This window comes from Psychromicrobium xiongbiense, from assembly GCF_030271165.1.
Lineage (GTDB): Bacteria > Actinomycetota > Actinomycetes > Actinomycetales > Micrococcaceae > Renibacterium > Renibacterium xiongbiense.
The window spans coordinates 15,446-29,055 of sequence record NZ_JASSZH010000026.1; the positions used below are offsets into that span (position 1 = coordinate 15,446).

The following is a 13,610-nucleotide window of genomic DNA, read 5'->3' on the forward strand; positions in this document are numbered from 1 at the left end:
ACTAAAAAAATTCATGGTCTAATTCCTTGACAGGGCGTACGCTATGCCTCGTCACATCATTACTTCCGGGGGGAAGACCATGGCTCTGCGTCGTAGCCTGATGAGGATCATTTCCGCTGTTTCACTGATCGGCCTGGCCGTTTTCGGAGCCGGTATTTCACCGGCTGCTGCGGCGACCTCAAGCACTCTCAACGTCACCATCACCACTTCCTCGCCGCAGGCACAGCTGCCTGCTCCCGGGAGTTGTGCAGCAGGTGCGGCAAACCAGTATTACCAGGCCATCACCTTTCAGACGCACGGCGTCGGAAATATCTCCCTGGCGTTCGCGCTGAAGACCGATGTTGCAGTCACAGCGACCCTGTATCAGGGGGCATTTCTGGATTTCGCTCCAGGAGCGAATTGCTACATTCTGGCTAAGAATGTCCCTGCGGGCAGCACCGGTGTGACCATGAACACCGGCTACAACAATTCAGGATTGCCGGCTTTCCCTGACCAGACCTGGGTGGTGGTGTTCTCGACGGCAAGCCCTGGCGCTGGGGTGCATGCCAGCGGCACGCTGACCACCAACCTCGGAACTGTCGACCCCGCGCCCGTGGTTCCGGTCAGCATCACGACGGCCAGCCTTCCGCCGGCGCAGGTAGGCGTCGCATACTCTGCGACGGTCATCGCGAGCGGAGGTACCGCTCCGTATAGCTACACCCTGAGTGGCGGATCGCTCCCTGCGGGCCTGACACTGAGCTCCGCTGGCGTGATCAGCGGTACTCCCACCGCAGCAGGAGCCTTCGCTCCGACGATCACGGCCACGGACACCCTGTCCGCCATCGGTAGCAAGGCGCTCCCGCTGACCGTGAATGCTCCGACCCTGACCATGCTGCCGCCCACCGGTGTCTTCTCCGGCGTGGCAGGCACGCCGTTTTCCTTCAGCTTCACCGCCACCGGTGGCACTGCGCTATACGCCTCCAGTCTGACGCTGCTCAGCGGTAACTTGCCCGCTGGGCTGGTGGTGACGGCATCGGGCATCAGCGGAACGCCCACCGCTGCCGGGTCGGCAACCTTTGCTGCGAAATCAACGGACAGCAGCACGGGCACCGGAGCGCCGTTCAGCGTGACCACCATTTATACCGTCACCATTGCGGCACCTACGCTGGCCATCACCCCCACAACACTTATGCCCATGACGTACGGGGCAGCATTCAGCCAGACCTTGACCACCAGCGGTGGCGCGGCGCCGTACACCTATGTGTTTTCCAATGGGCCGCTACCGGCAGGCCTGACCTTGACGGGCGCCGGAATTCTTTCAGGCACCCCCACCCATAGCAGAAGCTACTCCTTCAGCGTCACCTCCACCGACACCAATGGCTTCAGCGTTCAGCGGAACTACACCGGCACAGTGGCCAGCCCCACCCTGACGCTGACTCCGCCCACCCTGCCGGCTCCGGTCTATGACCAGCCGTACAGTCAGGCCCTGGCAGTCTCCGGTGGCGGCATCGCGCCCTACACCTACGCCGTGACCTCGGGTGCGCTTCCGACGGGGCTGGCGCTGGACGGCTCCACCGGTGTCATCTCCGGGACAACCCACAGTCCAGGCACCTTCACCTTCGTGGTTCAGGCGACAGACGCCTATGGGATGTCAGCGAACACGGCGTATTCGGTGACGGTGCTCGCGCCGCAGATTGTGGTGATCTCTCTGATCAGCCCGCTGGGATGGGTGCAGGTTCCGTACCCACAGCTGGGTCAGGAATTTTCCGTCACCGGTGGTGCTGGGCCCTACACGCTGAGCGTTAGCTCCGGCACTCTTCCGCCAGGTCTGAGCATGGACCCGAGCGGGCAGATCTCCGGGACTCCCACGGCCGCCGGAGTCTTCCCCATCATCGTGCGGGCTACGGATGCCTTTGGCAGCACGGGAGATGGCAACGCTACCGTGTTTGTCGACCCGCCCCAATTCACCCTCACTCCACCCACGATCCCCGCAGCCCAGGTGGGAAACCCCTATTCTCAGCAACTGCAGGCTAGCGGTGGCCTGGGGCCTTGGCACTTCGCGGTGCAGCAGGGCAGCCTGCCCGCGGGACTGACGCTCAGCGATTCCGGCCTGATCAGTGGCACGCCCACCACCTGGGGGCTCTTTTCCTTCATTCTGGGCGTCACTGACAGCAGCCTGGCACCCGGGCCCTATGCGGGAACCTCTTTGCCGTACCTTCTGGTGGTGGTACCGGCACCGCTGACGATCGGCCCTGCGATGCTACCGGCTCCGATGCCCGGTGCTGCCTATACCGCCACCCTGGCAGCACAGGGAGGGGTGGCTCCGTACGGCTATTCCATCAGCACGGGGCACCTGCCCACGGGTCTGAGTCTGAATGCCGCCACCGGCGAGATTACTGGGACCGCCACGATGGTGGGAGCCTTCAGTTTCACGGTCACGGTGACCTCCGACGACGGCCAGACGGCCAGCCAGGACTACACCCTCACGGTGCCTTCCGCGGCGCTCAGCCAGATCGGCTCGCTGCCGGCCGGACAGGTGGGGACTGCCTACCATGGCCAGCTGAACATCCAGGGTGGTACCGGCCCGTATACCTTCAGTCAGCAGGCAGTCCCTCAGGGCGGCTCTGGCACCTCGATTGTGGTGGCTCTGACCGGCGTCGGGCTACCCGCAGGGCTGAACCTTGCGGCGAATGGCACACTCACCGGAACACCCACCACGGCGGGGGACTACACCTTCCAGGTGGTCGTGACGGATGCCTACGGATCCACCGCCAGGCTGACCGTGCCACTGAGCATTGCAGCGGCGCCTCCCGTGCTCAACCCCCGGGCACCCAGTGTTCTCGCCCCCGCCGGGGTGACGGTGAACCCTGTGGTCGCCGACGGTAGCCCGGTACTAGCGGAGACCGGCATCGCCTCGATCGCACCGCTACTGTGGACGGTCGGTCTGCTCCTTGCCGCTGGGCTGGCGCTTCTGACGGTCGCCCGACTGCGTCGACGTCACTGAGCCTGCACCCGGGTGCGGCCCGCGTCTTCGGCAGACAGGTGCCGGGTGAACGGATGGTGAGTGGATGTTGAGCGAATCCGGGCTGATGCGGCAAGCTTGATCCATGAAATGGAGCAAAAAGCCAAGGGTGCTGCTGGCCGTCGCCCTGGCCATTGCGGTGGCCACCCTCTGTTCCGGCTGCTTCACGGTGATTGATCCGGACCCGCGGCTCAGTCCTGCCAGCTCCCCGGCGTCCTATCTGGCCCGGATCAAGGCGGCGAGCCTGGTCCAGCCCACCTCGACGGCGGCACAGACCAGTAGTGCAGGCGTGAACGCCTTTGTGGTGCCGGGGCGCGATGTGGCCTGTGTTATGACGACCTCCAGGGGAGGCCATCTGAACACGCCGCTGGAGCCCAATGACTATGGCAATACCGCCAATCAGCCCTTCCCGGTGGTCCCGGTGGTGAGTTGTGAGCTGGCGGCCTACCCGGACCCGCAACCGCAGGACGCAGCCTCCGACTGTGCGAAGACCGGCATCGGCTATCGCGGCGGCGCCGTTCTGCTCTCGCCGGAAGCGGTGGTGTACGGTTCCTGCCGGGCAGGTCTGAACGGCATGGAAGCGTCCGGTGACGATAGCAGCAGCACCAAGAAGCTGATCGCTTCGCTGCCGGCTCTGGCGGACGGGGCCGCTCTGGAGGCTCAGGGCTATCGTTGCGCCTCACTGGATGGCGGGGTGGCCTGCGCAAATCTGGCGCAGGGCGTCGGCTTCTTCGTCAACAAGACCAGCTACCAACTTTTCGGGCCCGGGCAGCGACCCACGGGCTCATCTACGGGCTCATCTGCGGGCAGTCCCACACCCAGCCATTGACCGCTCCGGGCCGGTCTCAGGGAAGGATTCGCGCCATATCTTGTCCTAAATGTGGGCTTACTCACTAAACGGGTACTCTGGGAGCGGCGGAATACACCGCTGCACTAGAGTTCCCTGTGGGGCGCTGGAAGGTCCTGGATGGACTTGAGGGCTGTGGCCCGGGCCGGTGTCCTGCAGTTGCAGAAGAGATACTTCTGTTCTGCATCCCAAACTACTTCGACGTAGAAGGACTTGAGCCCGTGGACCTGTTTGAATACCAGGCGCGCGACCTGTTTGAAGCACACGGTGTCCCCGTGTTGGCAGGCATCGTGGCGACGACACCGGAAGAAGCCAGAGAAGCTGCTGCGCAGATCGGCGGCGTGACCGTCGTCAAGGCGCAGGTCAAGGTCGGTGGCCGTGGCAAGGCGGGCGGTGTCAAAGTCGCCAAGACCGCAGACGAAGCCTTCACCTATGCCCAGGACATCCTGGGGATGGACATCAAGGGCCACACCGTGCACCGCGTGATGATCGCTCAGGGCGCGGACATTGCGGAGGAGTACTACTTCTCCGTTCTGCTTGACCGGGCCAACCGCAACTACCTGGCCATGTGCTCGGTGGAGGGCGGTATGGAGATCGAGCAACTGGCCGTGGAGCGCCCCGAGGCTCTCGCCAAGGTCGCCATTAACCCGGCCGTCGGCATCGACCGTGCCAAGGCTGAGGAAATCGTGGATACCGCAGGCTTTGCCGCGGATGTTCGCGAAGGCGTCATCGAGACCATCCTCAAGCTCTGGGACGTCTTCACCGGTGAGGACGCGACGCTGGTGGAGGTGAACCCTCTGGTCAAGACCGGCGATGGGCGCATCCTGGCTCTGGACGGCAAGGTCTCCCTGGACGAGAACGCCGCATTCCGTCACCCGGAGCACGAGGCCCTTGAGGACAAGGCTGCCGCCGATCCGCTGGAGGCCAAGGCCAAGGAGCATGACCTCAACTACGTCAAGCTCGATGGCGAGGTCGGCATCATCGGTAACGGTGCAGGTCTCGTGATGAGCACGCTCGACGTGGTCGCCTACGCCGGCGAAAACCACGGCAACGTCAAGCCCGCGAACTTCCTGGACATCGGAGGTGGCGCCTCGGCTGAGGTGATGGCCGCCGGCCTCGACGTCATTCTCAATGACAGCCAGGTGAAGAGCGTCTTCGTCAACGTCTTCGGCGGGATCACCGCCTGTGACGCTGTCGCCAACGGCATCGTCAAGGCGCTGGAAATCCTCGGTGATGAGGCGAACAAGCCGCTCGTCGTGCGCCTTGACGGCAACAACGTGGAGGAAGGCCGCCGCATTCTGGCCGAAGCCAACCACCCGCTGGTCACTCAGGCGGACACCATGGACTCCGGTGCTGACAAGGCCGCTGAGCTGGCCAACTCCAACTCGGCGAACGCTGCGAAGTAAGGGCTTACGACAATGTCTATCTACCTCAACAAAGATTCCAAGGTCATCGTCCAGGGCATCACCGGCGGCGAAGGTACCAAGCACACCGCGCTCATGCTCAAGGCCGGCACTCAGGTGGTCGGTGGTGTGAACGCCCGCAAGGCAGGCACCACTGTCAGCCACACGGATGCCGCCGGTAACCCGGTGGAGCTGCCCGTCTTCGGCGGCGTGGCTGAGGCCATGGAAAAGACCGGCGCGGATGTCTCCATCATCTTCGTGCCCCCGGCGTTCACCAAGGATGCCGTGGTCGAGGCGATCGAAGCCGGCATCGGCCTGGTCGTCATCATCACCGAAGGCGTGCCGGTTCAGGACTCGGCCGAGTTCTGGGCGCTCGCACAGTCGAAGGTCGATGCCGACGGCAAGCAGATCACCCGCATCATCGGCCCGAACTGCCCCGGAATCATCACCCCTGGCGAATCGCTGGTCGGCATCACCCCGAACAACATCACGGGCAAGGGCGGTGTAGGCCTGGTTTCCAAGTCCGGCACCCTGACCTACCAGATGATGTACGAACTGCGCGACCTGGGCTTCTCCACCGCCATCGGCATCGGTGGCGACCCGGTGATCGGCACGACCCACATTGACGCTCTGGCCGCTTTCGAGGCTGATCCGGAGACCAAGGCGATCGTCATGATCGGCGAGATCGGCGGCGACGCCGAGGAGCGGGCCGCGGAGTTCATCAAGGCGCACGTGACCAAGCCGGTCGTCGGCTACGTGGCGGGCTTCACCGCACCGGAAGGCAAGACCATGGGTCATGCCGGCGCCATCGTCTCCGGCTCCGCCGGTACCGCACAGGCCAAGAAGGAAGCCCTGGAGGCTGCCGGCGTAAAGGTCGGCAAGACCCCGTCTGAGGCTGCGCGACTGCTGCGCGAGGTCTACCCCGGCTGACACTATCGCTGAAAATCCATCGGCCGCCCGCTCCCACTGGGAACGGGCGGCCGATGTCGTTATCCGGGCGACTGTTGTCAGGAGGCAAGCATCTGGTCGAGGCGCTCGTAGCCTTCACGGATGCCGTGTTCCATGCCGGACTCGACGAAACCGTCGCGTGAACCCTGGTCCGGGAACACCGAGCGCCCGTGGAGTCGGCATCGGCCGCCATCGAGCCTTTCGAAACTGACGGACTCCAGGGCGACGATGTCGGGGAAGCCGAGATACTCGAAGGTTTGAATCACGAGCTCGTTCTCCCGGATGGTGTGGAAGCTGCCGCGGAAGTCATAGCGGTTGCCTTCGGCATCGAGGTTGGCGTAGGCATAGTGGCCGCCGCTGCGGAAGTCATAGTCGTCGACTTCCAGCGAGAGGCCGTTCGGGCCCAGCCAGTGCTTGAGCAGATCAGGGTTCTGATGGGCGGCGAAGACGGCTTCGACGGGGAAGCCGAATTCACGCTCATAACTCATGAAGGGTTGGCCCTCAGGGACGCTGAGGACGAGCGGATTGGTCATGATCTTCCTCTTTCCGTGCTGTTGTGGTGGGTTGGTGCGCCGTCCCCTTGTCAGGGAGGCCGTGGGTGGAGAGAGCATGCAACGTTGCGTCCAGCTCCCGGAACTGGCGTTCTTTGGTCAGGCGGTACTGATCCAGCCAGGCGGTCAGAGTCTCCAGCCGGGCCGGATTCAGGTGCACGGGTCGGCGTTGGGCGTCCCGTGACCGGGTGACCAGCCCCGCGGACTGCAGAACCTGGATGTGTTTGGAGACCGCCTGTTTGGTGATCCTGAAGGGCTCGGCCAGCTCATTGACTGTCGCCGGTCCGCGACTGAGCCGGGCGATCAGCGATCTGCGGACCGGGTCAGCAAGTGCCGCAAAAGCGGTATCCAGCTCTGCTTCCTCGTTCATCTGCCTCATCTCCCGAGCATCTTTTGTGATCAATTAAATAATTGATCAATCAGATGATTGATTACATCTTCAGCCTTATGGCTGATGCCTGTCAAGGGGTTGGCGGTCTACAGTGGTCAGGCTGTGGAGATGTGGCTGCGCTGTGAGCGAACCGGGGCTGACACACTGTCAGTGGCCAGAGGTACGCTGTCTTTTGTCTCCCCAGCACCCGTTTGCACCCATCCTGTGAAATGTCACGAGCATTTCGCTGACTGCGTGAGGTCACCATGCTTATCAAACTTCTCCGCCGGTACGGCAAGCGATATATCCCGTATATCCTTGCCGTTCTGGTGTTCCAACTCGTAGCGACCATCGCTGCGCTCTATCTGCCGAGCCTCAATGCCCAGATCATTGACCAGGGGGTGGCCAAAGCGGACACCGGCTACATCTGGAACGTCGGTGGCGTGATGCTCATCGTCGCCCTGGTCCAGGTAGCTGCGGCCGTGGCCGGGGTCTACTACGGGTCCAAGGCCTCGATGGCGGTCGGTCGCGATCTGCGCCGCAGCGTCTTCCGTAAGGTCACCAGCTTTTCCGCCCAGGAACTGGGCAAGTTCGGCGCGCCCACCCTGATCACCCGCGGGACGAATGACGTTCAGCAGGTTCAGATGGTCTTGCTGATGGGCCTGAACTTCATGGTCATGACGCCCATCATGTGCATCGGCGGCATCATCATGGCGCTCCGCGAAGATCTGGCCCTCTCCTGGCTGGTCTGGGTTTCGGTGCCCTTGCTGGTGGCCGTGGTGGGATATCTCGTCTGGTTGCTGATGCCACTGTTCAAGTCCATGCAGGGCAAGATCGACAAAATCAACGGTGTGCTGCGTGAGCAGATTGTTGGCATCCGGGTGGTCCGGGCCTTTGTCCGCGAACCCTACGAGACCAAGCGCTTCGATGCCGCCAATGAAGACCTGACCAAGGTCTCGATGCGCGTCGGCTACATCTTCGTCCTGATGTTCCCGCTGATCACCATGATCCTGCACCTGGCGACCTCCGCTGTGCTGTGGTTCGGTGGGCAGCGCGTCGATCTGGGCCAGATGCAGGTGGGCTCGCTCACCGCATTCCTGCAGTACCTGTTGCAGATCCTGACTGCGGTGATGATGGGCACCTTTATGGCCATGATGATTCCCCGTGCCGTGGTCTGTGCGGAGCGTATCGGTGAGGTTCTGGATGTTGAGCCGAGCCTTCACCTGCCGGAGAAGCCAGTGGAGCCAGCCGCGATGGAGGGCATCGTGGAGTACCGCAACGTGACCTTCGCTTACCCGGGTGCTGAGTCGCCGGTGCTCAAAAATATTTCGTTCACCGCCCGGCCCGGGGAGACCGTGGCGATCATCGGTCCGACGGGTGTGGGAAAGAGTACGTTGCTTTCGCTGCTGCCGCGCCTGTATGACGCTGGTGCGGGGGAGGTGCTCCTGGATGGCGTCCCGGTCACCGAACTGAGCAGGCAGGCCATCACGTCCCGGGTCTCCATGGTGCCGCAGAAACCGTATCTGTTCTCCGGAACCATCGCCTCCAATCTGCGGTTTGGCCGCCCGGATGCAGGGGACGAGGTGTTGTGGGATGCCCTGACCGTGGCTCAGGGAGCGGATTTCGTCCGGGAAAAGAGCCGTGGTCTGGATTCGAGGGTCGCCCAGGGCGGCACCAACGTCTCGGGCGGTCAGCGGCAGCGGCTGTGCATTGCCCGCACGCTGGTCACCGAGCCCAAGGTGTACCTCTTTGACGATTCTTTCTCCGCACTCGACGTCACCACGGATGCACGTCTGCGGAGAGCGCTCAAGGCCAAAACTGCCAACGCCACGGTGATCATCGTGGCCCAGCGAGTCGCCACCATCGTGGAGGCAGATCAGATTCTGGTCCTGGACAACGGCGAGATCGTCGATCGTGGAACCCACGAGGAACTACTCGAATCCTCGACCACCTATCAGGAGATTGTCGCCTCGCAGATCAGTGCGGAGGAAGTCGCATGAGTAAGACTGAAGCAACCCCCGAGGTCGTGAACGACGATGACTTCGAGGAAGAGGAGTTCAAACCCACCGAGATGGATGGGGACATGTTCGGCGGTGCCCCGGCCAAGAAAGCCAAGGCTTTCTGGCCCTCCGCGAAGCGCCTGATCGGGCTGCTGCGTCACGAGTGGCTGGCCCTGGTGCTGATCTTTGCCGCGGTTGCCGTGTCCGTGGTGCTCACCGTCATCGGCCCTAAGATTCTGGGTCAGGCGATGAACGTGATCTTTGATGGTGTGATCGGCAAGGGGCTGCCGTCTGGGGCGACCAAGGAGCAGGTGATCGATGGCGCGCGGGCGGCCGGGCAGACCGACTTCGCGAACATGCTGGCTGCCTCCAACGTGGTGCCCGGTCACGGTATCGACTTCAACAGGCTCTCCTTCCTGATCATCGTGACGCTCTCCATCTATTTCATCGCCTCCGTCTTCAACTGGTTCCAGGGATTCCTGCTGAATACGGTGGTGATGCGGGCCATCCGTAAGCTCCGTGCCGATGTGGAAGCCAAGCTCAACCGGTTGCCGTTGAGCTACTTCGACACGGGTCAGCGAGGAGACGTGCTCTCCCGGGTGACCAATGATGTGGACAACGTCCAGCAAGGACTCCAGCAAGCCTTCTCCCAGCTGGTCAGTTCCGCCCTGTTGTTGGTCGGGTTCACCATCATGATGTTCGTGGTGTCCTGGGAGCTCGCGCTGATCGCGCTGGTCGCCATCCCGCTCTCCGGGATCGTGGTCGCCATGATTGGCGCCCGCAGCCAGAAGCTCTTCGCTGCGCAGTGGAAGAGCACGGGGGCACTCAATGGCCAGATCGAGGAATCGTTCTCCGGGCATACCTTGGTCACCCTGTTCGGTCGTGAACAGGACATGCTGGAGCGCTTCGATGAGCGCAATGAAAGCCTGTACCGCTCGGCGTTCGGGGCGCAGTTCGTCTCCGGCATGATGATGCCGATCATGCAATTTGTGAACTACCTCAGCTATGTGGGGATCGCCGTGGTCGGTGGGCTGCGGGTCGCCTCAGGCCAGATGACGCTCGGCGATGCGACGGCCTTCATCCAGTATTCCCGTGAGTTCAATCAGCCGCTGACCCAGATGGCGGGCATGGCCAATATGCTCCAGTCCGGCGTCGCCTCGGCGGAGCGAGTGTTTGAATTCCTGGATGCTGAGGAGCAGGATCCGGAGACTGCGGTGGAGACGCTGCCGGCCAGGACCGACGGGCACGTTGAGTTCGAGCATGTGACCTTCAGCTATGTTGAGGACAAGCCGCTCATCGAGGATCTGTCCTTTGCCGCGCGCCCGGGGGCCACCGTCGCCATCGTGGGTCCGACCGGCGCCGGAAAGACCACCCTGGTCAATCTGGTGATGCGCTTCTATGAGCTCAACTCGGGGCGGATCACTCTGGATGGTGTGGACATCACGCAGATCAGCCGGGCGGAGCTGCGCTCCAAGGTGGGCATGGTGCTTCAGGATGCCTGGCTCTTTGGCGGGACGATCTACGAGAACATCCAGTACGGAAATCTGGACGCCACGGAGGAACAGATCATGGCGGCCGCCAAGGCCACCTACGTTGATCGGTTTGTCCGGGCTCTGCCGGATGGTTACCAGACCGTCCTGGATGACAACGGCGAGAATGTCAGCGCTGGCGAGATGCAGCTGATCACCATTGCCCGGGCTTTTGTGGCCAACCCTTCTCTGCTGATTCTGGATGAGGCGACGAGCTCGGTGGATACCCGCACCGAGGTCCTGGTGCAGAAGGCGATGGCTGCTCTGCGGACCGACCGGACGAGCTTCGTGATCGCCCACCGCCTTTCGACCATCCGGGATGCCGACACCATTCTGGTGATGGAGGCGGGACGAATCGTGGAGCAGGGCAATCACCACGAGCTGCTGGAGCGGCAGGGCCCGTATTACCGGCTCTACATGTCCCAGTTTGCCGGGGGAGAGCCCGAGGAGGACCAGCAGGGCGCGAGAGATCGCGTCGGCGTGTAAGTTCCTGTCAGCACAGTCCCCGCAGAGGCGGTGGCCCCTCCCTGGGGTCACCGCCTCTGGTGTGTCACCGAAGGTTTCGGGAATAATTAGTTGTCTTAAGCATGTTGTTGAAGTATAGTTGCTGACGGCAAACAATTACTGAGGGGTGTCATGGCGCAGATCGCCACCGTGGGAAGCATTGAGACCTCCACCGCAGAGCGTTTCGTGGATGGAGTCCTGGCGATCCAGCGACTGGGGCGCTGCATCGCTCACGCCCGCGGACTCAGCGGTGAGCAGGGGCTGGCGCTTCAGGGTGTGCTGCAGACCATGCAGGGCTCTGAGGGCATCAGGGCCACCGAAATTGCGGCCCGGCTGGGGCTCAGCGCCTCGGTGCTCAGCAGGCACCTGGCGGAACTGCAGGAGCGTGGGCTGATTGAGCGCCATACCGATCCGGGGGACCGCAGGGCCCAACGGCTGACGCTCTCCGCCCGGGGGCGCGGGGCCGTTCAGGAAGCCAGGAATCGCCAGGCTGCGCTGGTCCGTGAAGCCCTGGAGGGTTGGGAGGAGTCCGAGGCGGAGTCCGCCGTCGCCCTCCTGGACAAGTTGGTGACCACTTTGGAGAATTCATTCCGGTCGAGGACGCCCGGAGCAGACAAGGCGGGCGCGCACAGCGACTCCGCCATTTTTACCACCTCGCCCGCGGGGAATGAAGAAGGAATGAAGTAATGGCACACCAGGCCGTTCCGGCAGTCACGCCCACCGATTCATCGGTGATGACGCATCGACAGATTCTGGAGGCACTCACGGGCCTCCTGGCCGCGCTCTTCACCGCGATCCTGAGCTCCACCATCGTGGCCAATGCCCTGCCCACCATTATGAGCGATCTCAAGGGGACGCAGACCGATTTTGCCTGGGTCATCACGGCGGCACTGCTGGCCAACGCAGCTACGGTGCCGATCTGGGGCAAGCTGGCGGACCTGTTCAATAAGAAGCTCCTGATTCAGCTGAACATCGTGGTCTTTGTGATCGGTTCGGTCTCGGCCGGGCTGAGCCAGAATATTCCTCTGCTGTTGACCGCTCGGGTGTTGCAGGGCGTTGCCATGGGCGGTCTGACCGCTCTGGCGATGGCGATCATCGGCAGTATGATCCCCCCGCGTGACCGTGGGCGTTATTCCGGGTACATGGGTGCAACGATGGCCGTGGCTACGGCCGGTGGCCCGCTGTTGGGTGGGCTCATTGTGGACAGCCCGCTGGGCTGGCGCTGGACCTTCTACCTCTGCGTTCCGCTGGCCATCGTCGCCCTGATTCTGCTGCAGAAGACCCTCAAGATCAGCCATGTTCGCCGTCACGCCACCATCGACTGGCTCGGTGCACTGCTGCTGGTCTCCGGTGTCTCGATCCTGCTGATCTGGGTCTCCTTTGCCGGAAACCCTGAATACTACGACTGGTGGTCCTGGCAGACCGTGGCGCTGGTGGGCTCCGGGGTTGTTTTGCTGGCGGTCATGATCCTGGTGGAATCCAAGGTCTCCCAGCCGATCATTCCGCTCAAGATCGTGGCCACGCGGACCACCGCCCTGGCCATTCTCGCCTCGGTTGCCGTGGGCATCGCCATGTTCGGCTCCTCGACGTTCCTGGGCCAGTATTTCCAGCTTGCCCGGGCAGCCACACCCACCGAAGCCGGCCTGCTGACCTTGCCGATGATCGCCGGCAACCTGATCGGCTCGGTGGTCTCCGGTCAGTTGATCAGCCGCTTCGGACGCTGGAAGATCTTCCTGATCATCGGCTCGGTGCTGCTGATTGGCGGCCTTGGCCTGACCGGAACCATCAATCACACCACGGACCTGTTCCTGGTGGGGGTCTACACCCTGACGCTCGGCCTCGGCCTGGGGCTACTGATGCAGAACCTGGTGCTGGCCGTCCAGAACACCGTCCGGGCACAGGACATCGGTTCGGCGAGCTCCTCGGTGGCATTCTTCCGGACCTTCGGCGGTGCCATCGGCGTCTCGGTGCTCGGTGCTGTGCTGGGCAATCGGGTCACTACGCTGTCCACCGAGGGGCTCGCTCAGCTCGGCATCCATCAGAAACCCGGCTCCTCCAGTGCCAGTCTGGACCTGAACGACCTGCCCGCCCCCGTGCGCGATGTGATCCGGGCAGCCTATGGGGATGCGACGGCGTTGATTTTTATGGTCGCTGCAGTGATCGCAGTGGTGGCGTTAATCTCGGTGCTGTTCATCAAGGAACAGGCCCTGCGCCGCACGATCGACCTTAAGGAGCCCGTGGTGACACCGGTCCGGACGGCCGGCGTAGGTTCTGAGGTTTCCAGTAGTGATCTTGCCAGCAGCGACCTTGACCGCGAATTCGCGCAGCTGCTTGCTGAGGATACGGTGAGTGCCCCGGCCACCTCGGGCCTGCCACTGGTGACGGAGGCGCAGGCCGCACCAACGCACCTCGCGGCTGCGCCAAAACGTGGACGCCACGTCGCCGAAGGCTGAGTGC

The 13,610-nt window shown here is 63.0% G+C and carries 10 protein-coding genes; 8 read left to right on the forward strand and 2 right to left on the reverse strand.

The annotated features are described in order from the left end of the window. The first annotated feature begins 43 nt into the window (after positions 1-43). The 4 genes from QQM37_RS10520 (at position 44) to sucD (ending at position 6,181) form a co-directional block, all read left to right on the forward strand. Positions 44-2,983 carry a beta strand repeat-containing protein gene (locus QQM37_RS10520; RefSeq protein ID WP_285727269.1) on the forward strand — a complete coding sequence of 980 codons (2,940 nt, stop codon included), beginning with the start codon at positions 44-46 and terminating at the stop codon, positions 2,981-2,983. Between the two features lie 103 nt (positions 2,984-3,086). Further along, complete coding sequence (locus QQM37_RS10525) at positions 3,087-3,830, forward strand: hypothetical protein (protein ID WP_285727270.1); 744 nt, start codon at positions 3,087-3,089, stop codon at positions 3,828-3,830. Positions 3,831-4,069: 239 nt separating this feature from the next. Next, a complete protein-coding gene (gene sucC / locus QQM37_RS10530) occupies positions 4,070-5,254 on the forward strand; it encodes an ADP-forming succinate--CoA ligase subunit beta (RefSeq protein WP_285727271.1) in 1,185 nt (394 codons plus the stop codon). 12 nt (positions 5,255-5,266) lie between these two features. Then, entirely contained in the window at positions 5,267-6,181 is a 915-nt protein-coding gene (gene sucD / locus QQM37_RS10535; protein ID WP_285727272.1) for a succinate--CoA ligase subunit alpha, read from the forward strand. Positions 6,182-6,258: 77 nt separating this feature from the next. Here the strand turns inward: sucD and QQM37_RS10540 are convergent, their stop codons facing one another. Both QQM37_RS10540 and QQM37_RS10545 read right to left on the reverse strand, forming a co-directional pair. Beyond that, positions 6,259-6,732 carry an SRPBCC family protein gene (locus tag QQM37_RS10540; protein ID WP_285727273.1) on the reverse strand — a complete coding sequence of 158 codons (474 nt, stop codon included), beginning with the start codon at positions 6,730-6,732 and terminating at the stop codon, positions 6,259-6,261. Next, positions 6,701-7,120, reverse strand: a complete 420-nt coding sequence (locus tag QQM37_RS10545; protein WP_285727330.1) for an ArsR/SmtB family transcription factor — start codon at positions 7,118-7,120, stop codon at positions 6,701-6,703. The genes QQM37_RS10540 and QQM37_RS10545 overlap by 32 nt, the downstream gene beginning before the upstream one ends. Positions 7,121-7,386: 266 nt before the next feature. Here QQM37_RS10545 and QQM37_RS10550 point away from each other — a divergent pair, with 266 nt between their 5' ends. The 4 genes from QQM37_RS10550 (at position 7,387) to QQM37_RS10565 (ending at position 13,606) form a co-directional block, all read left to right on the forward strand. Further along, the gene (locus tag QQM37_RS10550; RefSeq protein WP_285727275.1) at positions 7,387-9,120 is read left to right on the forward strand and encodes an ABC transporter ATP-binding protein; all 1,734 of its coding nucleotides are present in this window, start codon (positions 7,387-7,389) and stop codon (positions 9,118-9,120) included. After that, entirely contained in the window at positions 9,117-11,135 is a 2,019-nt protein-coding gene (locus tag QQM37_RS10555; RefSeq protein WP_285727277.1) for an ABC transporter ATP-binding protein, read from the forward strand. The genes QQM37_RS10550 and QQM37_RS10555 overlap by 4 nt, the downstream gene beginning before the upstream one ends. A 150-nt stretch (positions 11,136-11,285) precedes the next feature. Further along, positions 11,286-11,840: a MarR family winged helix-turn-helix transcriptional regulator gene (locus QQM37_RS10560; protein WP_285727279.1), complete on the forward strand. Its 555-nt coding sequence runs from the start codon at positions 11,286-11,288 to the stop codon at positions 11,838-11,840. After that, on the forward strand, positions 11,840-13,606 hold the full coding sequence (locus QQM37_RS10565) for an MFS transporter (RefSeq protein WP_285727281.1): 1,767 nt from the start codon (positions 11,840-11,842) through the stop codon (positions 13,604-13,606). The genes QQM37_RS10560 and QQM37_RS10565 overlap by 1 nt, the downstream gene beginning before the upstream one ends. Positions 13,607-13,610: the final 4 nt, after the last annotated feature.

What these genes read in the sequence shown, in the direction of transcription:
- QQM37_RS10520 (WP_285727269.1), top strand. Translation starts at nt 44, where the DNA reads ATGCCTCGTCACATCATTACTTCCGGGGGGAAGACCATGGCTCTGCGT.
- QQM37_RS10525 (WP_285727270.1), top strand. Translation starts at nt 3,087, where the DNA reads ATGAAATGGAGCAAAAAGCCAAGGGTGCTGCTGGCCGTCGCCCTGGCC.
- sucD (WP_285727272.1), top strand. Translation starts at nt 5,267, where the DNA reads ATGTCTATCTACCTCAACAAAGATTCCAAGGTCATCGTCCAGGGCATC.
- QQM37_RS10540 (WP_285727273.1), bottom strand. Translation starts at nt 6,732, where the DNA reads ATGACCAATCCGCTCGTCCTCAGCGTCCCTGAGGGCCAACCCTTCATG.
- QQM37_RS10545 (WP_285727330.1), bottom strand. Translation starts at nt 7,120, where the DNA reads ATGAACGAGGAAGCAGAGCTGGATACCGCTTTTGCGGCACTTGCTGAC.
- QQM37_RS10550 (WP_285727275.1), top strand. Translation starts at nt 7,387, where the DNA reads ATGCTTATCAAACTTCTCCGCCGGTACGGCAAGCGATATATCCCGTAT.
- QQM37_RS10555 (WP_285727277.1), top strand. Translation starts at nt 9,117, where the DNA reads ATGAGTAAGACTGAAGCAACCCCCGAGGTCGTGAACGACGATGACTTC.
- QQM37_RS10560 (WP_285727279.1), top strand. Translation starts at nt 11,286, where the DNA reads ATGGCGCAGATCGCCACCGTGGGAAGCATTGAGACCTCCACCGCAGAG.
- QQM37_RS10565 (WP_285727281.1), top strand. Translation starts at nt 11,840, where the DNA reads ATGGCACACCAGGCCGTTCCGGCAGTCACGCCCACCGATTCATCGGTG.